Source organism: Paraburkholderia sp. SOS3 (assembly GCF_001922345.1).
GTDB lineage: Bacteria > Pseudomonadota > Gammaproteobacteria > Burkholderiales > Burkholderiaceae > Paraburkholderia.
Genome location: NZ_CP018811.1, coordinates 335,499 through 354,260 on the forward strand (window position 1 = coordinate 335,499; position 18,762 = coordinate 354,260).

The following is an 18,762-nucleotide window of genomic DNA, read 5'->3' on the forward strand; positions in this document are numbered from 1 at the left end:
GTCGGCACCCGGTGGCAGGTGCCGTGTAGGCGTACTGCGCCGCGATGATATCCTAAAAAAAGAAAATAATGCAGGCAGAGCAAGGCTCGGCGCGTAAAATTCACCTGTCGCGCACTTTTTTTCTGACGCATTTTGTAGGAAAAATGCTTACAGCCTAAAGACGTTTCTGTGTGTCAATTTGTAACGTCTAGCCGACAGTGGCGACCCTCACGGTCATCGCGTAGTTTGGCTCTCTGTGCAAGGCAAGCGCGGCGAAGGCGAAATGAAAGTGAAATCGTAGCGACAAAAAAAGACCGGGACGTGTCCCGGTCTTGTTGTTTTTACGCTGATTCACGGCGCGAGGCTGTGGCCTTCGAGGTCGGACGTCAGCCAATCCGCATCGGCGTTATCAGCCCACGAAGGCCTTTTCGATCACATAGTGGCCCGGCGAGTTGTTGCTGCCTTCTTCGAAGCCCATGCTGTCGAGCAGTTCGCGCGTGTCGCGCAGCATGTGCGGGCTGCCGCACAACATGATGCGATCGTTCTCTTTCGAGAAATGCGGCAGGTCGAGGTCGGCGAACAGCTTTTGCGTCTCGATCAGTTCGGTAATGCGGCCGCGGTTCTGGAATGCTTCGCGCGTGACGGTCGGGTAGTAGACGAGCTTGTCGCGGATCAGCTCGCCGATGTGCTCGTGCGCCGGCAGGTGGTCCGTGATGTATTCCTTGTACGCGAGTTCATCGACGAAGCGGCACGTATGCGTGAGCACGACGCGCTCGTAGCGGTCATAGACGTCCGGGTCCTTGATGATCGACATGAACGGCGCGAGACCCGTGCCCGTGGACAGCAGCCACAGCGTCTTGCCGGGCAGCAGGTTGTCGGCCACGAGCGTGCCGGTCGGCTTCTTGCCGATCAGGACCTGGTCGCCGACCTTCAGGTGCTGCAGCCGCGACGTGAGCGGGCCGTCCTGCACCTTGATGCTGAGAAATTCGAGGTTCTCTTCGTAGTTCGCGCTCGCCATGCTGTAGGCGCGGATCAGCGGCTTGCCGTCGACCTCGAGGCCGACCATCGTGAACTGGCCATTCTCGAAACGAAACGACGCGTCGCGCGTGCACGTGAAGCTGAAAAGCGTGTCGGTCCAGTGGTGGACGCTCAGGACGGTTTGTGAATTCAGGTTGCTCATGGCTTCTTTGGATGAGGCGAAAACAAGGGCGGCCTTGACGACGGCCTTATGGTGGCATCGTGGCCTCGCAGCCGCCGGCGCTTCGATGCGCCATTCCTGTCGCGACCCTGACAAGGCCGGGTTGCACGGAAAAAGTGCTGCGCAGTCCGCTATTTTACCGCGTTACCGGTTCGCAGGCCGGTGGGCGGCAAACCGGCTGGCGCGGCTGCCTGATTTTGCACACACCCGGCTGCCTGATTTTGCACACACCCGTTTGCGCACCGTTTGTACGCAACATTTGACCAGGGCCATGGCGTGCGGCGCGGCGACAGCTTCGATGCTGCAACGCGCGGCCGCTGCATCGGACGACGGCGATGCGATGACGTGCACAGCGCAACAACCGATGCTCGGGATGGCAAACCAGAGACCGGCGATGATACCGAAACCCGGAACGCATCGCAGTATTGACCCTGCTCGCAAAGCTGGAACCCGGCGGGAGACGCCGTTTTTACCGTACCGCGCTTATTGGGCCACGCCACTGGGCCGCGCTTGCCGCGCCGCGCGATTATTTTTCGTCTAACGTTTCGCGACGAGCGTGGCGCCGAGGCCCATCGACGCCGCCCCGCATAGCGCGTCGATCGGCCGGCGCAGCTTGCGCTATTCGATGCGCAGGCGCGCCATATAAGGCAAATGATCGGAGAGCCACGCGGTTTCCTGGGCGGGCTGGATCCATTCGACCGGTTGCATGCCGCGCACGAACATCTTGTCGAGCGCAAGCGCGGGCGAAAACGCGGGAAATGTGCGCCCCGATTCGCCGAGCAGCGTCGCCACCTCGTTCATCCCGAGTTCGGCGAAGAGCGGCACCGAGTCGTTGCGCCAGTCGTTGAAGTCGCCGGCGAGCACGAGCGGTCCTTCGGCCGCTTCCTTCGCGATCCAGTGCGCGATCCAGCTCATTTGACGCAAACGCGCCTGGCGCGTGAGTGCGAGGTGCGCGCACAGCAGCGTGACCGAGCGTCCCGCGAACGTCGCGCGCGCGACGAGCAGTCCGCGCCGTTCGAAACGGTGAGCCGAAATGTCCCAGCGGCCGCCGAGATCGAGCGGATGCGGCGACAAGATCGCATTGCCGTGACGCCACGATGGTTTGAACACGTTGGTTCCGAGCGCGATCTGCAACTCGAGCGCGCGCGCGATTTCAGTCGCCTGGCAATGCCAGATATCGTCGCTCGGTTCGCCGAGCGGCGCGCCGAAATTGCTGGCAAGCACCGGCGCCGGCATGCGGCGCGCCATCGCTTCCTGCAGAAAATAGGCGTCGGCGTGCGTCGATTGCACCCAGCGCTGCATCGCCTGCCAAGCCTGGAATCCGAGCGGCGAGCGGCCTTTGTGCAGGTTCCAGCTCACCGCGATGAAGTCGCGGTTCGGTTCGTCCCGCAGCGCAATGTCCGGCCCGGGCGCGTCGCGCTCCAGTTTTTCGACGCCGGAACCGTTCTGTCGTGCGGGTTCGCGTATCAGTTCTTCGGGGTTTCGCATGCCGCGTTGTCCACGTTGTTCATTGCTGTGCCGGGTTGCTGGCGACGCTCGCGCGCACGCGATAAACGAGCTGCGGGTCTTTGTCGACGAGCGTCCAGCTGGTCCAGTCGCTGCCCGTCGCCTTCAGGCCCGGATGACTCGCGCTCACCTGGCGCGGCTGCGGCGGAATCTTGCATCCCGACGCCGACGTGCGCTGCGTGCTCGTGTCTTCGAGCGTTTCCTGCGCCTCGATCGCAAGCGTCACGCCGCTTGCGTCCGCTGCGATCGGCGAAACGGTGAGCGTGCGCTGCAGGTCGATATCGCCGGCCGGCTGATCCTTGCAGCCGACGTTGTGCTGCACGACGTGATGATGCGTGTCCGTGCGCGCCTGGCCGACGGTCGTCGTGCCGTCGAATGAATCGATCTGCTGGCCGTTCTGCATCACCTGCAACTGCCATTGCACGACCGGCGCGCTTGCGGCCGGCTGCTGCGCAAACGCAGCCAGGGGCATGCAGATCAATACGGCGGCGATGCGGGTTTTCCACATGAATGAGGTCTCCGGAATCGTTGCGGCCGCGCTTTGTCCGACAGCCGATCATCTTACGCCTGATGGGGGAACCTCTCTGACCCCCGATCCGCGGCCAGGGTTCAGCAACAATATCGTGCAAATTGTGACGCAGTCCCGCGCATTCAAGCGGTATTAGCAGCAACCCCGCGTGGCTGCTGGCTTGCAAGCCGGTCGCGCATCGTTACACTGAAATCGGGACGGGGCCGGCGGGCGCCGTACGGACAACGAGCAAGATCGACGCGCAACATTTGCACGACGGGGTGAGCGATGACAACGGCAGTGGTCAAACAGGAGATCGCGGTAGCGTCCTTCAGCAAGGTGTACGACCTCGAGCAGGTCGAAGCCGCGCTCAACGATCTGAACGACAGCGCGAACGAAGCCTTGCGCGCGACCTACGAAAAAATGCTGAAAATCGGCAACCTGCGGTTTTGCGTGAAGCCGAACCGGATGCCGTCCATCGACGACCTGATCGGCACCTTGCCGAACTTCGCCGAGCCGCTCGACGACGTGCGCAAGCAGGTCGCGCTGTGTATCGAAACCGACGACCGGCTCGAGCTGATGCCGATTCTGCTGCTGGGCGACCCGGGCATCGGCAAGACGCATTTCGCGAAGCAACTCGCGCGCTTGCTCGGCACGTCTTATCACTACGTCGCGATGGGCGCACTGACGGCAGGGTGGATTCTGTCCGGCGCGTCCTCGCAATGGAAAAACGCGAAGCCGGGCAAGGTGTTCGACGCGCTCGTGCACGGCAGCTACGCGAACCCGGTGATCGCCGTCGATGAAATCGACAAGGCAAGCGGCGATTCGCAATACGATCCGCTCGGCGCGCTCTATGCGCTGCTCGAGCACGATACCGCGCAGAGCTTTATCGACGAGTTCGCGGAAGTTCCGATCAATGCGGGGCACGTGATCTGGATCGCTACCGCGAACGACGCGCGCGCGATTCCCGAGCCGATTCTGAACCGCATGAACGTCTACGAAATCCCGGCGCCCGATTGCGACGGCGCGCGGCGTATCGCGCAATCGATTTACGACGAGATACGCAGTGCACACGGCTGGGGTCAGCGCTTTCCCGCTTGTCTTTCGGATGCGGCGCTCGAACCGTTGCAGCGCGCGTCGCCGCGCGCGATGCGCCGCGCGATTCTGAACGGCTTCGGGGCCGCGCGCATCGACGGACGCGACGAGATCGTAGCGGACGACATCCGGCTCGATCATCAGGCGCGGCGCAAGCCGATCGGTTTTCGCGCTCGCGATTGAGTCGCTCGCGTGGCGAAGCGCCGGACGGAAACGCGAATATGGCAGCGTCCCGAGGCGCTACGTTTCGCGTGAGGCAACGGTGAGCCCGCCGCGAGTCGCCGTGAATCCGGCGTGAATCCGGCATGAGTTTCGCGCGACTACGGTTAATTCCGTTTATTGAGGCGAGAGTCGCGATAGCCGAGCCATGTGCGACGGCGTCGCGCATTCGCCATCGGCGAAAACGGCACGCACGCGTTCGCGCAAACGATTGGCTTCTCGCCGCGATGCGTCGATCGCATGCGGGCACGTGAAGTGCAAATCATCGGATTGGTCCGCTAAACCACACATGCGCTTCACGCGAGCCCCCCATGCGCGGCCTTGACGGCGTACACTCCGACAACGCTGGTGTTGTGGTTGAGCGTTGAAGATCGCCATGCCCGCAGCCGTTTCCGGCTTCGGGCTTTTGCGTCTCTGGAGCGTCGTACAATTTTCCGTGGCCGTACGCGATCTTCATCTTCACCAGGTGGACGAGGCAAAACGCGGTGCATGACCGGCTGCGTCAATACGAATATGGATCAAATCGAATGTGTGGTGATCGGCGCCGGCGCGATCGGTCTCGCCGTGGCGCGCGCGCTTGCGGCGCGTGGCCGCGAGGTGATCGTGCTCGAAGCGGCCGAGGCGATCGGCGTCGGAACGAGCTCGCGCAATAGCGAAGTCATTCACGCGGGCATCTACTATCCGCGTGGCTCGCAGAAGGCCGCGCTGTGCGTACGCGGCCGCGAACTGCTGTACGAATACTGTGCGGCGCGCGGCGTGCCGTATCAGCGCTGCGGCAAGCTTCTCGTCGCGACTGCGCGCAATCAGATTCCGCAGCTCGAAAGCATCCTTGCGCGCGGCCGCGAAAATGGCGTGCTCGACCTCATGCGCATCAGCGGTGCGGAAGCGCAGGAACTCGAGCCCGCGCTCGAATGCGTCGATGCCGTGTTCTCGCCGCACACGGGCATCGTCGACAGCCATCAGTTGATGCTCGCGTTTCAGGGCGATGCGGAACGCGACGGCGCCGTGATCGCATTTCATGCGCCGGTCGAATCAATCGAAGCGTCGAGCGGGCGCTTTGTCGTGACGGTCGGCGGCGCCGCGCCGACGACAATCGGCGCGGCCTGCGTGATCAACAGCGCGGGCCTCCATGCCAATGCGCTTGCGCGGAAGATTCGCGGCCTGAATCCGCGTTATGTGCCGCCGCTTTATTTCGCGCGCGGGAACTACTTCAGCATGTCGGGGCGCGCGCCGTTTAGCCGGCTCATCTATCCGATGCCGAATGAAGCGGGACTCGGCGTGCATCTGACCATCGACCTCGGTGGTCAGGCGCGTTTCGGCCCGGACGTCGAATGGGTCGATTCGATCAACTACGACGTCGACCCGCGCCGCGCCGATTCCTTTTACGCGGCGATTCGCGCGTACTGGCCGGCGCTGCCCGATCACGCCTTGCAACCCGCGTATGCGGGCATCCGGCCGAAGCTGTCCGGACCCGGCGAACCGGCTGCCGACTTCCTTATCCAGGGCGCGGCGGCGCACGGCGTGCGCGGCCTCGTGAATCTGTTCGGCATAGAGTCGCCGGGGCTCACGGCGTCCCTCGCGATCGCGCAGCGCGTCTGCGAACTGCTGGGGCGCGCGTAACAACGCCGCGCGGTCCTGCGTCCATCTGTCGCAGCACCGCGGGGCGCGGGTGGCCATGATTCTCTGACGACGTTGCATGCGGCGCTCGCCGTACCCGGCGCGGCGTGCTCCGCGTCGTGCAATCTCCGCTGTGAATTCGCTTATGACCGGCATCGAAGCCGCCCGCGCGCCGGCTTCGTTGTTATGCTTGGGGACCGCTGTCGACAGAACGGCGGACCAATCAGGATCAAGACATAAACGGAGCAAGTCCCCATGAAATCATCCCGTCGTACGTTTCTGATCACGAGTATCGGCGCCGTGTCGGCGCTCGCGTTGTCGCGCGAGGCGCTGGCCGACGCACCGAAGGTCGCCGAAAGCGACCCGACTGCCCAGGCGCTTGGCTACAAGCTCGATGCGACGCAAGTCGACAAGGCCAAGTACGCGAAATACACGGCCGGCGAAGACTGCGGCAACTGCAGCTTCTACCAGGGCAAACCGACCGATGCGTTCGCGCCCTGCCCGATGTTCGCGGGCAAGCAGGTGTCCGCGAAAGGCTGGTGCAGCGCATACAACAAGAAGGCCTGAGCGCCGGCGCAGTCGCGGCGTTATGCGGCGAGCGCCGAGTTCGGCGCTCGCCGCCCGGTTACCGGGTCACCGTCCGATGCTCGAAAAACGTCCGTTGCGAACTGCGCGACGGACGTTTTTTTTGCCTGGAGAGACGCGAAGCGCTCGTACACTCGCATCCAGGTTTCAAACGTGCACGAACGACGACTGCTCGTCGCCGCGCTACTCGCTGGCCGGCATCAGCGGCGGGCGCCGGTTGAACCACGGGCGCGCCGCTTCGAGTTGGGCGGCCAGCCGGAACAAGGTTGCTTCGCCGCCGCTGCGCGTCGCGAACTGCGTGCCGATCGGCAGTCCACGCGCATTCCAGTAAAGCGGCACCGACATCGCGGGTTGCCCCGTCATATTGAAGATTTCCGTGCAACCGGCCCATGCGAACGCTTTGTCGGACGCTTCGGCCAGCAGCCTTTTCATCAGCGCTTCGATGCGCAGCGTGGTGACCACGCGCATCTGCATTCGTTCGATCGCCGTCGGCTGCATCTCGCCGATCTTGATCGGCGCGGCCGCGAGCGTCGCGCACAGCAGCACGTCGAAGCGGTTCAGCAGATCGGTGAGCTTCGCGGTCAGCTTGCGCTGTTCTTCGAGCGCGTCCGGCAACAGGCGTTCGCCGAACTTGCGGCCGATGTGCGCCATGGTCCACGTCGAGACTTCGAATTCGTCGCGCACCGGTTTGCGTCCGGTGATGCGATCGGCGTTGAACACAATGGCCTCGGCGCTGACGGAATACATCGCGAGAAACGCGCTGCGCACCGTGCTGAAGTCGATGCCGAGCGAGACCGGTTCGATCCGGTGTCCGAGCGACTGCGCGAGCTGTGCGGCATCGTCGAGCGCGGCGCGCGCATCGGCCGATAGCGTGTGCGCGAACATCGGGTCCGTCACGTAGGCGATATGCAGCGGCTTGCCGTGCGGTTCGGCCAGCGCGCCGAGGAAGGTGCCCGGCGCGCCGGGCGGCACATCGGCACGGCCCGAGGTCAGATCGAGCAGCAACGCGCTGTCGCGCACACTGCGCGAGACGGCGTGCTCCACGCCCATATCGCCGGGCGACGGTTCGCCTGCCAGCGGTTGCCGGCCGCGCGATGGCTTGAGCCCGAACAGCCCGCAGCACGATGCCGGAATGCGGATCGAGCCGCCGCCGTCGCTTGCATGCGCGAGCGGCACGATGCCGGCGGCGACCGCCGCGGCCGCGCCGCCGCTCGAGCCGCCCGGCGTGTGATCGAGACTCCACGGATTGCGGCACGCGCCGAACAGTTCGGGCTCCGTATAAGGCATCAGCCCGATCTCGGGCGTGTTGGTCTTGCCGAAGATATTGAGGCCGGCCGCGCGCGTACGTGCAATCAGCGGCGCATCTTCGGCGGGCACGAAGTGCCGGTAATGGCGGCTGCCGAGCGACATGCGCAGCCCGGCTACCGGCGCGAACAGGTCTTTGATCAGATAGGGAACGCCCGCGAGCGGCCCGGCGCCGAGGTGATCGGGACTGCCGCCGTCGGCGCGTTCGCGCGATGCGCGGCGGCGCGCCGCATCGTAGTCCTTCAGCACGATCGCATTGATCGCGGGGTTCGTGGCTTCGGCGCGTGCAATTGCGGCGTCGATCAGCTCACGCGCGCTGACTTCGCGTTTTCTGACGAGCTCGGCAAGGCCGATTGCGTCGTGGGCAAGATAGTCGGATTGCACGGCTCGATCGTCTCCCGATGAGCGGCGCGCGTGGTGCGCGCCGCGACGACAAGCTTAGCGGAACGAGAGTGTTTACAGACGTTCGCCGAGGAACGTAAGCGTGCGGCCATGCGCAAGCGCCGCCGAATGCTGGTGATAGCTTGCGCGATCGGTACAGTTGAAACCGTGATCGGCGTTCGGGTAGATATGGAATTCGACGTCGTCGCGCCCGGCGAAGCGCTCTTTCACTTCACCGACCGCCGACATCGGAATGCCCGAGTCGAGTTCGCCATAGTGGAACTGCATCGGCACCTTGATCTTCGGGGCGAGTTCGAGCTGGTTCTGGATGCCGCCGCCATAGTACGCAACCGCGGCGTCCACGGTGCCCTGCGCGGCCGCCAGATACGCGAGCCGGCCGCCGAAGCAGTAGCCGATCGCCGCGACCTTGCCCGTCACTTCGGGCATCGCGCGCAGCGCGGCCGCGGTCGCGCCGATGTCGGCAACGGCGAGGTCGACGTTCGTCTTTTGCAACAGTTCGATGCCCTTGTCGCGATCGGCGCCGGCGTAGGTCAATTCGACGCGCGGCTGCGTGCGCCAGAAAATGTCCGGCGCGATGGCGACGTAGCCGTCCTGCGCATATTGTTCGGTGACGGCGCGAATATGGCCGTTCACGCCGAAGATTTCCTGAATGATGATGACGGCAGGCCCTTTGCCGCTCTTGGGCAACGCCAGATAGGCGCCGAAACTGTCGGAGCCGGCGGGGATATCGATCCAACGGGAAGTGACGCTCACGTTCATTCTCCTCTACGAAGCGGTGGGCCAAAAACCTGGCCGAAAACGGCGCCCAGTTTGCCACCAAAAGAAGAGCACTGCAGCGCGACAGCGCGGTGCCGATAAACCCGCGCCGGCAATGGCGCGGCGAAAGCCGGCCTTGCCGTAAGCGGATTGAAACAGCACGGTTATCGATTATCGGATCACGGACGGCACTGTTTTTGTCATGAATCGCGAAATGCTTCGGATTGCGTTCTGGCGCATCGGAGCAGGGCCGCGGCACTGGTTCCGGCAACGTTGCGGCGATTGTCTATTAACGGCGTTTTGAAGCGCATCTTTAGAAAAGCCAGTCGAAACCGCGTGCCGTCAGGCGTTTGGGCGGCGACTAAAGCGGCGCGTCGGCGACGATGTGGGATAAACGCTATTGGTAGTGATCCCACTTACTCAAAAAAACCCCACAAATTAATTTGATGGCCTACACTTGCGCGCTGGTACGAAGACCACCTGCCACAAACAGGCTGGTTGACGTGCTTGCCAAGTGCATAACGATGCATCCGGCGCAGTCGTCCACGGGATTTGAGCGACACGTGAAGGACGCGGGGCACAAGGGCGATTACGTTGATTTGGGACCGAAACTGGAGACTTACATGAACATCAAGATTCAAAAGCTGTTGCCGATTAGCGCTGCGGCGATGCTGTTTGCGACGTTGGCGACGGGCGCGGTGGCGGACCAGACCGTCAAGATCGGCCACGTCGCTCCGTTGACGGGCGGCATTGCACACCTGGGCAAGGACAACGAGAACGGCGCTCGCCTCGCAGTCGAGGAAATCAATGCGAAGGGGCTCACGATCGGCGGCCAGAAGATCACGCTGGTGCTCGATGCGCAAGACGACGCGGCCGACCCGCGTACGGCCACGCAGGTTGCGCAGAAGCTCGTCGACGACAAGGTCGTCGCCGTGGTGGGCCACCTGAACTCCGGTACGTCGATCCCGGCTTCGAAAATCTATAGCGACGCGGGCATCGTGCAGATCTCGCCGTCGTCGACGAACCCGGCCTACACGCAGCAAGGCTTCAAGACCACGTACCGCGTGGTCGCGACCGATGCGCAGCAAGGCCCGGCACTCGCGAACTATGCAGCGAAGGGCCTGAAGGTGAAGAGCGTCGCGATCGTCGACGACTCGACCGCTTACGGTCAGGGCCTCGCAAACGAATTCGAGAAGACCGCGAAGTCGCTCGGCCTGAACGTGATGTCGCACGACGCGACGAACGACAAGGCTGTCGATTTCCGCGCGATTCTGACGAAGATCAAGGGTGAGAACCCCGACGCGATCATGTACGGCGGCATGGACGCCACGGGCGGCCCGTTCGCCAAGCAGGCGAAGCAGCTCGGCCTGCGCGCGAAGGTGCTGGCCGGCGACGGCGTGTGTACCGACAAGCTGGCCGACCTCGCCGGCGACGCGACCGACAACATCGTGTGTTCGGAAGCGGGCATGGCGCTCGAGAAGATGGAAGGCGGCAAGGCATTCGAAGCGAAGTACGAAAAGCGTTTTGGCCAGCCGATCCAGATCTACGCGCCGTTCACGTATGACGCCGTGTACATCATCGTCGACGCGATGAAGCGTGCGAACTCGACCGATCCGGCCAAGATCCTCGCCGCGATGCCGAACACCGACTACAAGGGTGTGATCGGTGAAACCACGTTCGACTCGAAGGGCGACCTCAAGCACGGCGTGATCTCGCTGTACAACTACAAGTCCGGTAAGAAGACGCTGCTCGACGTCGTCAAGATGTAAGAGCAGAGACAAGACGGATGACGGATCTGCTCGCGCAGTTTCGTCATCTGTCAAACCGTCGGTTCGTTTGCGCGAACGGCGTATGCAAGGCACGCGGCTTCCGGCTCGCGTGCCTTTTTTGTTGAGCCGCCCGCGCGCTGTGGCGACATGGCGGGCAGCGTCGTCAGATACCGAGGCGCCGCAGCACCTTCGGTCCCGCAAACGCAATCAGCGCGGCGCAGATCGCGACGACTGAAAGACCGATCTTGAGGTTGGTCGCCTGCGCCACGCCGCCGATAATCACCGGCCCGAGCAGCAAGCCGAAGTAGGCGAGGCCCGCGACGTGCGCCAGTCCTTCGGCCGCGTGAATGCCCTTGACGCGCGCCGCCGCCGCGAACAGCACCGGCATCATGTTGGCGAGGCCGAGTCCCATCAGCGTGAAGCCGGTCATCGCGGTGATCGTATGCGGCAGCAGCAAGGCGCCGATCATCCCGACGCACGCGAGCGACGCGCTTGCCATCACGAGTTGCGGCGCGCCGAACCGCGCGCGTACCGCATCGCCGGCAAAGCGCGCCGCGGCCATGCCGCCGGAAAACGCCGCGTACGCGGCACTCGCGACAGCCGGCGTGGCGACGACGACGTCGCGCATATAGATCGTCGCCCAGTCGTACATCGCGCCTTCCGCGATCAATGCGATCAGCGCAACGATGCCGAGCGCCCAGAGCGCCGGCGAGCGCCAGCGGTTCGCACGCGGTGTGTGCGCATCCGGATGCTCTTCATGCGGCACGTGCGGCAGCACGGACGGGCACGCAACGAGCAGCACCGCGGCGCTCACCGCGGCCGCAAGCAGCATATGGACAACCGAGCTCATGCCGTGCGCGAGCAGTGCGCCGCCGGCCGCCGCGCCCGCCATGCCGCCGACGCTGAACATGCCGTGCAGCGCCGACATGATCGGACGGCCGAGCGCCTGTTCGACCGCGCTCGCTTCGGCGTTCATCGCGACATCGAGCGTCGCCATGCCGGCGCCGAAGCAGGCGAGCACGACGAGCAGCATCCAGTACGCGGGGACGAGCAGCATCAGCGCCGCGCAGACCGACATCGTCAGGCCGCCGGCGAGGCACGCGCGGCGCGTGCCGGCGCGGGCGATCCACGGACCGTTCGCCGTCATCGCGGCAATCGAGCCGCCCGCCACCGCGAACAGCGCGAGCGACAGCAGTGCCGGGTTCAGTTCGAAGCGGTCGCGCACCGTGGGCACATGAATCCCCCACGTGCCGTACATCATGCCGGCGATAAAGAACAGGGCCATCGTCGCGTAGCGCGCGCGGTTGCGCGCGGCCACGGGCAGATCGCGATGCGCGGCGGGAAGCATCGCGATGTCGGGCGGTCGGTCGGACACAGGTGGTCTCGTCGTAGAAGGGGGGGAAAGCGCGGTGAAAGCAAAGTCCCGATTCTAGCGAAGCGAGCCGTACCGCGCTGACACGCCGCCGCACTAATATATCGATCGGTTGTCTACCTCGTTTCGCGCGAGGACCGCGTATCGGCTGTCAGTTCGTACGCACGCGGTATGCGCGTACGAATGCTTGAGAAAAATCCGAGGCTGCCTTGAAAATTCCCGCTCACGCTCCGCTCAATTTGCTGCATCGTGTCGCGCTCGGCACGCTGGCCACGCATTCGCGTCAGCCGCAGGGTTTTCCGTATCCGACCATCCTGCCTTTCGCGCTCGATGCGCGCCATCGTCCGACCATTCTCGTGAGCCGTCTTGCCGAGCATACGCGCAACCTCGAAGGCGACGCGCGCGCGGGCTTTCTCGTTGCCGATGCGCCGGACGGCAATGTGCTCGACGCACAACGCGTGACCCTGCTCGGGACGTTCGAGCCGATCGACGCATCCCCGCTCTTCGTGCGCCGCTATCTGCGCTTTCAACCCGATGCCGAACGCTACCTCGCGCTAGGCGATTTCGCGTTCTGGGCGATGTCGATCGAGCGGCTCCGGTATATAGGCGGCTTCGGCATGATGGGCTGGCTGGACGGCAGCGAACTCGACCCGCTCGAACCGCTCGCATTGGACGAAGAAGCCGCGTTGCTCGAGCGCTTCGACGCGCATCCTCGCCACACAAGCGACGTGGCATTGCTTGGCGTCGACCGCTATGGCGCGGACTTTCGAATCAACGGCGTGCGTACGCGCCACACTTTCGAGTCGCCAGCGACCGAATTCGCAACGCTCGATGCGGCATTCATGACGTGTACTGCGGCCATCCTCGGCGGTTAAGAAGATTTACCGCGCAATGCTTAAACGATCTGATTGTCGCGGAAAGTTTTCACAAAATGAAATGATTTCCTGCCGCATGGTCGAATACGTTTCATTTTTCGACAATCAAAATGAGAATCTATTCATTTGGGACGCAACTTTTCTGACAAAATAACAATCAATGTGCGGCGTTGCCCGAGCCGCTTTCGTCACTTCGTTGAAAATTTAGGAAATCGCAATTAATTAATTTGGGCGAGCCCCTATTCGCGGCTTTATATTCTGTGTTAATCTCGCCTGCAAATTCCGAGGCATGATCACCTTCAAAGGACTAAATCGGCTCAAGACCGGCCCGTCCATTTTCCAAATGACAAGGGAACCTATGTCTTCCTACAAAGAACTCCTCGCGCAGCGCGAGAAGCTTGAAAAACAGATCGAAGAGGCGAAGGCGCGTGAATATGCCGAAGTGCTGAACGAAATCAAGCAGAAGATGTCCGACTACGGCATTACGCTCGCGGAACTCGGCGGCGGCCGAGGTGCGAAGAATGCGAAAGCCGGGCGTGTCCGCACGGGCGTCGCGCCGAAGTATCGCGATCCTGATAGCGGCAATACATGGTCGGGCCGCGGCAAACCGCCGCGTTGGATCGCCGGCCAGGATCGCGAAAAGTTTCTGATCCAGAAATAATCGCAAGACTTCGTGTAATCGAATTGTCGGATACGCGAACAATAAAACCGCGCTGCTGGAACCAGGCGCGGTTTTTTGTTTGCGCATGCACTATCGGCAGTTTGGGGCACGCCGATTGAGCGGTCCTTTGACCGATCTCTTTGCCAATCCGGTTTGCATGAGCCCGTTTGCGCGCACTTAAAAGAGAATTCAAATCGAGTCACTGTCAAGGCGTTCGGCGGTGGCGACGGCGCGCGCCGCGCTCGCCGGACACCCTGATACGAATGCTTCGCGTTTAGATAACCATCTGATTCGAAAGCATTTTTGGGTTGGCTTAACTGACGCAGAACGCGCCGGCGCGTAGAATGAAAGGGTTCAATCCTGCCCTATTCGTATGTCGCCGAGCACTACCCTCTCTCCCGCGGAAAAACAACAGGTCGCGCGCAAAAGCACGTTCGTCAGCATCGTGCTCAATATCGTATTGATGATCGCGCAGGTTGCGATTGGCGTGTTTGCCCATTCGCAGGCGTTGATCGCCGACGGCGTCCATTCGCTGGCCGATCTGATCTCCGATTTTGTCGTACTGTTCGCAAACCGCCATAGCGCCGCAGAGCCCGATGCCGATCACAACTACGGCCACAGCCGCTACGAAACGGTCGCGTCGCTTTTTCTCGGCGGCCTGCTGATCGCGGTCGGCGTCGGCATGCTGTGGCGCGCCGGCATGCGGCTCACCGATCTGCAGGACATTCCACCCGTGCATGTGAGCGCGCTCGTCGTCGCGGTCGTCGTGCTGGTGTCGAAGGAAGGGCTCTTTCGCTACATGCTGCATGAAGCGCAACGCGTGCGCTCCGCGATGCTGATCGCGAATGCATGGCATGCGCGCTCGGACGCGGCATCGTCGCTCGTTGTTGCGCTCGGCATCGTCGGTAGTCTGTTCGGCGTGCGACTGCTCGATCCGATCGCGGCGGCAATCGTCGGCTTCATGGTGGCGCGGATGGGCTGGTCGTTCGGCTGGGATGCGCTTCAGGACCTGTCCGACCGCGCGCTCGACGAGCCGGCCGCGGCCGAGGTGCGCGCGCTGCTGTTATCGACGCCCGGTGTGCGCGACGTGCATCAGCTGCGTACGCGCAAGATGGGCGACCTCGCGCTCGTCGATGCGCATATCCTCGTCGATCCGTTTATTTCCGTGTCCGAGGGGCACTTCATCGCGGAGTCGGCGCGCGCGCGCGTGCTGACCGACAACCGCGTGCTCGATGCGCTGATTCACGTCGATCCGGAAAACGACGCGGTCGCGCAGCCTCCCACCGGATTGCCGCCGCGCGAGCGCGTCGTGGAGCAGGTCGAGACGGCGTTTGCCGAACACGGTTTGAAAGCGGTGGCGGTGAACCTTCACTATCTGAGTACAGGGCTCGACGTCGAAGTGACGTTGGCGCCTGCGTCGTCCGGTGAGGCGCATGAAGACGAGGCGCACCGTCTTGCGCGCATCGATCTTACCGATCTGCAACGCAGGCTCGGCGCGCGCACGGTCGATGCGCGACGTGCGCTGGATTTACCTGTGGCAGATGCCGCCGCAAACGATGCACGACGCGAAATCGAACGATAGCGGGGAACCCCGGTAGGTCGCGCGACGCCGTTCGACCGGGCGCGAACGGAACCGACGCATCGCGCGAACCGCGCGGCGTTTGCCCGACCCGGCGACGCTGCGCTCAGTCGCGGCTCAAAGCGTCAATGCTTAAAGCGGCAATTGCGTATCGAACTTGATTTCGCGCAGTACGACACTCGTGCGAACCTGCGCGACAGCCGGAATCTTGAAGATGCGTTCGTGCAGAAACGTGTCGTAAGCCTTGATATCGGGCGCGACGATCTTGAGGATATAGTCCGATTCGCCGGTCGTGCTGTAGCACTCGGTCACTTCCGGGCACGTGGCGATTTCCCGTTCGAACTGTTCGACGCCGCCTTCGGTATGACGCGTCAGATGGATATGCGCGAGCGCGCAGACGTGCAGCCCGAGTTTCTCCCGGTCGAGCAAAGCCGTGTAGCGCTGGATGATGCCCGACTGCTCCATATCCTTGATGCGGCGCCAGCACGGCGTGCTGGACAAACCCACCTGGTCGGAGATCTCCTGCACGGAACGGCGAGCGTCCAGTTGCAAGAGGCGCAGGATCTTTTGCGAGAACGTATCGAGTGTCAACTGCGCCTCCGTTGGCGTCGCCGTATTCCGTCATGGTAGAGGCCGCGAAAACGAAACGCAATCGAATCGCCGGTTTGTGAGGCGTATTGTCTAATTTGCGGGTTAGTCGGCGGCGTTTCGTCCTGAGCCGTCCCCATCATTGGCGTCGAGCGCCGCCACGGAGCGCGCTTCGCGCAGATCCGCCAGCATGTTGCAGAAGAGCGCGCCCTGCTCGATTGCGTCGTCGAGCGCCACGTGCGTATGCGGCAGGTCGTCGAACCAGTGCTTCGGCAGCCGCGGTTTGATGCACTTTCGATACGGCAGGCCGGTCATCGCGAACGCGAGCGTCTTGATATCGAGCGCGGACCACGAGAAAGGACAGCGGCCCGCGAACCGCATCATGTACCAGAACATGAAGGTGAAGTCGAAGCCCGCGGGCATCGCGACGAACACCGGCTTGCCGGGCAGCGCCTCGACCCATTCGACGTAGGCGACCAGCGCTTCGGCTGGCTGGCGCAAGTCCTTGCGGCACGCCTCCCACGCTTCGGGCTGCGTTTTCCACCATGCTTCCTGGACCGGGTGCGGCGCCGAGCCTTCGAGCACTTCGAGGTTCGCCGAGAAGGTGGCGATCAGTTGCTTGTCCGCTGTGTAGGCGGCGGACGCAAAGCTCAGCATCGAATGCGGTCCCGGAATCGGACCGTCCGCTTCGACGTCCGTGCTCACATAGATCTCATCGTTCATACACCGACTCCGTCGGCAACATAGGGATTCGTGCGGCGCTCGTCGCCGAACGTCGAAGTGGCGCCGTGGCCGGGCACGAACGTGACGTCGTCGCCGAGCGGCCAGAGCTTGCCGCGGATCGAATTCACGAGGTCGTCGTGATTGCCGCGCGGAAAATCGGTGCGGCCGATCGAACCCGCGAACAGCACGTCGCCGACCAGCGCGAAACGATGCGCGCGGCTGAAGAACACAACGTGGCCAGGCGTGTGCCCGGGGCAGTGATAGACCTCGAGCGTCTGCGCGCCGACCTGCGCGGAGTCGCCATCGTGCAGCCAGCGGTCCGGCTCGAATGCAGCGGCGGCCGGGAAGCCGAAGCGCGTGCTTTGCTCGGGCAACTGGTCGAGCCAGAATCGCTCGTCCGGATGCGGGCCTTCGATCGGCACGCCGTAGTGCGACGCCAGTGCTTTTGCGCCGGCGCAGTGGTCGACATGGCCGTGCGTCAACAGAATCTTTTCGACACTGACGTTCTGACGCGCAACCTCGCGCTGGATGACCTCGAGATCGCCGCCCGGATCGACGACGGCGGCGCGTCCGGTCGTCTCGCAAACGAGCAGTGAGCAGTTCTGCCGGAACGGCGTGACAGGGATCAGGGTGACTTTCATGAAGGCGCCGGGTGCGGTGCGCAGAGAGCAAAAAATCGATTGTACCGGGGCCTGCTTTGCGTCGCGCAGAGCCTTGCCATCTGAATCGGCCGCCGTAACGGGACCGACGTTGAACAGCCGCCGCACAGTCGCGCGATCGGGTATTCTTACAAGGACGGTAAAGATTCTGTAAAGATTAGTGCACTTGCGCTACCCTTGATTTCGTTTTGGGTATAATGCGCCCATTGCGTGCGGAAGATCGCACCTTCACCGGTTGACCAAATCCCGGTTTCGACGTCTGCAGTATGGTCGTCAGAAAGCGGAATGAACGTTGCCTTCAAGTAAGTGCCGTTGTTGTCAGACGGCAAATCCGAGCATCGAAACCTTCGATGCACACGTCTTGTCCAGCCAGGCGCGATGCGCCTGCTACGGCCTTGCTGCCGTGACGCTGGATGGGGCCTACGCCGCCGTTCCTACGTACCGCTGTCCGGGTGCAAGAACGTGTAGCCATGTTCGATGGCGGCGTGTGGGGTCTGGCCAAAGCCTGCGGGGACAGGTTGTGTCAGACGTGAAAGCTAACCGTGCGGTAGCGGCCTGAATGGGCCGTGTACGGGCTTGATCGTTCCGTGCCATTGGCGCGGCGCGCGGTCTCGTCTTGCCGTCCGGGCCACAGTGCAACACGCCGTCAATCGCGTGATGTGGCTCGCCTTTGTAACATCGTTTGTCTTATGAAAACTCGGCTAACCCGACGTATTGGGGGTCTTTTTGCCTTTTCGATCCTGGCGGGCTGTGCGATGCCGCCGGGCTCGGGGGATCAGGTCGGCAGCGCGCCGCTCAGTACCAAAGCGACGCAGAATGCGACCGCCATGGCCCCGCAAGCTTATGGTTCCGCCAGCAACGTGCCGGCGCCCGCTTCGGACGCGGATTCGAACTCCGCTTCGAGCCCTAAGGGCAAGCTCGCCGACGCGTCCGCGCTGACCGATGACGGCCCCGATGTACCGAACTTCCGTCAGACGGGTCGCGCATCGTGGTACGGCAAGCTGTTTCACGGCCGCCGCACCGCGAATGGCGAACGCTTCAATATGAACGCGCTGACGGCCGCGCACCGCACGCTGCCGCTCGGCTCGTACGTGCGCGTGACGAATCCGGCCACGAACGATTCGGTCGTGGTCCGCATCAACGATCGCGGACCGTACGTGCGCGGGCGCGTGATCGATTTGTCGTTTGCCGCGGCGCGGATGCTGCATCTGCAGCACGCGGGCACCGGGCGCGTGCAGATCGCGGGTCTGACGCAGAGCGAGGCCAAGGTCGAACAGGCAGAACTGCTCGCCGCGAACGGCAATCCAAGCGTCGAGAAGTAAGCGACGGTCTTCGCGCTCACGCCTTGGTTGAGCGCGTTGCCGCA

At 63.2% G+C, this 18,762-nt stretch carries 17 protein-coding genes; 8 read left to right on the forward strand and 9 right to left on the reverse strand.

Features of this window, described 5'->3' with window-relative positions:
- Positions 1-388: 388 nt before the first annotated feature.
- The 3 genes from BTO02_RS01500 to BTO02_RS01510 all read right to left on the reverse strand — a co-directional run bounded on the left by BTO02_RS01500 (position 389) and on the right by BTO02_RS01510 (position 3,191).
- Positions 389-1,159 (reverse strand): ferredoxin--NADP reductase, encoded by a 771-nt coding sequence (locus tag BTO02_RS01500; protein WP_075155514.1) that lies wholly within the window; start codon positions 1,157-1,159, stop codon positions 389-391.
- Between the two features lie 636 nt (positions 1,160-1,795).
- The gene (locus BTO02_RS01505) at positions 1,796-2,665 is read right to left on the reverse strand and encodes an endonuclease/exonuclease/phosphatase family protein (protein WP_198039171.1); all 870 of its coding nucleotides are present in this window, start codon (positions 2,663-2,665) and stop codon (positions 1,796-1,798) included.
- 19 nt (positions 2,666-2,684) lie between these two features.
- The gene (locus tag BTO02_RS01510; RefSeq protein ID WP_075155515.1) at positions 2,685-3,191 is read right to left on the reverse strand and encodes a hypothetical protein; all 507 of its coding nucleotides are present in this window, start codon (positions 3,189-3,191) and stop codon (positions 2,685-2,687) included.
- Positions 3,192-3,479: 288 nt separating this feature from the next.
- Here BTO02_RS01510 and BTO02_RS01515 point away from each other — a divergent pair, with 288 nt between their 5' ends.
- The 3 genes from BTO02_RS01515 (at position 3,480) to BTO02_RS01525 (ending at position 6,689) form a co-directional block, all read left to right on the forward strand.
- Positions 3,480-4,469: an AAA family ATPase gene (locus BTO02_RS01515; protein ID WP_075155516.1), complete on the forward strand. Its 990-nt coding sequence runs from the start codon at positions 3,480-3,482 to the stop codon at positions 4,467-4,469.
- A gap of 549 nt (positions 4,470-5,018) precedes the next feature.
- Positions 5,019-6,125: an NAD(P)/FAD-dependent oxidoreductase gene (locus BTO02_RS01520; protein WP_075158515.1), complete on the forward strand. Its 1,107-nt coding sequence runs from the start codon at positions 5,019-5,021 to the stop codon at positions 6,123-6,125.
- A gap of 252 nt (positions 6,126-6,377) precedes the next feature.
- Positions 6,378-6,689, forward strand: a complete 312-nt coding sequence (locus BTO02_RS01525; protein WP_075155517.1) for a high-potential iron-sulfur protein — start codon at positions 6,378-6,380, stop codon at positions 6,687-6,689.
- 201 nt (positions 6,690-6,890) lie between these two features.
- Here BTO02_RS01525 and BTO02_RS01530 read toward each other — a convergent pair whose 3' ends face one another.
- Both BTO02_RS01530 and BTO02_RS01535 read right to left on the reverse strand, forming a co-directional pair.
- Positions 6,891-8,396, reverse strand: coding sequence for an amidase (locus BTO02_RS01530; RefSeq protein WP_075155518.1), 1,506 nt, complete (start codon positions 8,394-8,396; stop codon positions 6,891-6,893).
- A gap of 72 nt (positions 8,397-8,468) precedes the next feature.
- Positions 8,469-9,167, reverse strand: coding sequence for a dienelactone hydrolase family protein (locus tag BTO02_RS01535; RefSeq protein ID WP_075158516.1), 699 nt, complete (start codon positions 9,165-9,167; stop codon positions 8,469-8,471).
- Between the two features lie 626 nt (positions 9,168-9,793).
- Between BTO02_RS01535 and BTO02_RS01540 the strand changes: the two genes are divergently transcribed.
- Positions 9,794-10,939: a branched-chain amino acid ABC transporter substrate-binding protein gene (locus BTO02_RS01540; protein WP_075155519.1), complete on the forward strand. Its 1,146-nt coding sequence runs from the start codon at positions 9,794-9,796 to the stop codon at positions 10,937-10,939.
- Between the two features lie 163 nt (positions 10,940-11,102).
- Here BTO02_RS01540 and BTO02_RS01545 read toward each other — a convergent pair whose 3' ends face one another.
- Complete coding sequence (locus BTO02_RS01545; RefSeq protein WP_075155520.1) at positions 11,103-12,314, reverse strand: MFS transporter; 1,212 nt, start codon at positions 12,312-12,314, stop codon at positions 11,103-11,105.
- A 206-nt stretch (positions 12,315-12,520) separates the two neighbouring features.
- Here BTO02_RS01545 and BTO02_RS01550 point away from each other — a divergent pair, with 206 nt between their 5' ends.
- From BTO02_RS01550 to BTO02_RS01560, 3 genes are all read left to right on the forward strand, one after another.
- Positions 12,521-13,186 carry a HugZ family pyridoxamine 5'-phosphate oxidase gene (locus BTO02_RS01550; protein WP_075155521.1) on the forward strand — a complete coding sequence of 222 codons (666 nt, stop codon included), beginning with the start codon at positions 12,521-12,523 and terminating at the stop codon, positions 13,184-13,186.
- A 358-nt stretch (positions 13,187-13,544) separates the two neighbouring features.
- The gene (locus BTO02_RS01555; RefSeq protein WP_075155522.1) at positions 13,545-13,847 is read left to right on the forward strand and encodes an H-NS histone family protein; all 303 of its coding nucleotides are present in this window, start codon (positions 13,545-13,547) and stop codon (positions 13,845-13,847) included.
- Positions 13,848-14,220: 373 nt separating this feature from the next.
- The gene (locus BTO02_RS01560) at positions 14,221-15,429 is read left to right on the forward strand and encodes a cation diffusion facilitator family transporter (RefSeq protein ID WP_075155523.1); all 1,209 of its coding nucleotides are present in this window, start codon (positions 14,221-14,223) and stop codon (positions 15,427-15,429) included.
- A 129-nt stretch (positions 15,430-15,558) separates the two neighbouring features.
- Here the strand turns inward: BTO02_RS01560 and BTO02_RS01565 are convergent, their stop codons facing one another.
- The 3 genes from BTO02_RS01565 to BTO02_RS01575 all read right to left on the reverse strand — a co-directional run bounded on the left by BTO02_RS01565 (position 15,559) and on the right by BTO02_RS01575 (position 17,378).
- Positions 15,559-16,017: an Lrp/AsnC family transcriptional regulator gene (locus BTO02_RS01565; protein WP_075155524.1), complete on the reverse strand. Its 459-nt coding sequence runs from the start codon at positions 16,015-16,017 to the stop codon at positions 15,559-15,561.
- Between the two features lie 102 nt (positions 16,018-16,119).
- Positions 16,120-16,737, reverse strand: a complete 618-nt coding sequence (locus BTO02_RS01570) for an exonuclease (RefSeq protein WP_075155525.1) — start codon at positions 16,735-16,737, stop codon at positions 16,120-16,122.
- A complete protein-coding gene (locus tag BTO02_RS01575; RefSeq protein WP_075158517.1) occupies positions 16,734-17,378 on the reverse strand; it encodes an MBL fold metallo-hydrolase in 645 nt (214 codons plus the stop codon). Before BTO02_RS01575 ends, BTO02_RS01570 begins: the two co-directional genes overlap by 4 nt.
- A 707-nt stretch (positions 17,379-18,085) precedes the next feature.
- On the opposite strand from BTO02_RS01575, the gene BTO02_RS01580 reads away from it, so the two are divergent.
- Complete coding sequence (locus BTO02_RS01580; protein WP_075155526.1) at positions 18,086-18,718, forward strand: septal ring lytic transglycosylase RlpA family protein; 633 nt, start codon at positions 18,086-18,088, stop codon at positions 18,716-18,718.
- The last annotated feature ends 44 nt before the right edge of the window (positions 18,719-18,762 follow it).

Coding starts and splice junctions, on each gene's coding strand:
- BTO02_RS01555 (WP_075155522.1), top strand. CDS start 13,545: ATGTCTTCCTACAAAGAACTCCTCGCGCAGCGCGAGAAGCTTGAAAAA.
- BTO02_RS01505 (WP_198039171.1), bottom strand. CDS start 2,665: ATGCGAAACCCCGAAGAACTGATACGCGAACCCGCACGACAGAACGGT.
- BTO02_RS01540 (WP_075155519.1), top strand. CDS start 9,794: ATGAACATCAAGATTCAAAAGCTGTTGCCGATTAGCGCTGCGGCGATG.
- BTO02_RS01500 (WP_075155514.1), bottom strand. CDS start 1,159: ATGAGCAACCTGAATTCACAAACCGTCCTGAGCGTCCACCACTGGACC.
- BTO02_RS01570 (WP_075155525.1), bottom strand. CDS start 16,737: ATGAACGATGAGATCTATGTGAGCACGGACGTCGAAGCGGACGGTCCG.
- BTO02_RS01575 (WP_075158517.1), bottom strand. CDS start 17,378: ATGAAAGTCACCCTGATCCCTGTCACGCCGTTCCGGCAGAACTGCTCA.
- BTO02_RS01515 (WP_075155516.1), top strand. CDS start 3,480: ATGACAACGGCAGTGGTCAAACAGGAGATCGCGGTAGCGTCCTTCAGC.
- BTO02_RS01560 (WP_075155523.1), top strand. CDS start 14,221: ATGTCGCCGAGCACTACCCTCTCTCCCGCGGAAAAACAACAGGTCGCG.
- BTO02_RS01510 (WP_075155515.1), bottom strand. CDS start 3,191: ATGTGGAAAACCCGCATCGCCGCCGTATTGATCTGCATGCCCCTGGCT.
- BTO02_RS01520 (WP_075158515.1), top strand. CDS start 5,019: ATGGATCAAATCGAATGTGTGGTGATCGGCGCCGGCGCGATCGGTCTC.
- BTO02_RS01580 (WP_075155526.1), top strand. CDS start 18,086: ATGAAAACTCGGCTAACCCGACGTATTGGGGGTCTTTTTGCCTTTTCG.
- BTO02_RS01525 (WP_075155517.1), top strand. CDS start 6,378: ATGAAATCATCCCGTCGTACGTTTCTGATCACGAGTATCGGCGCCGTG.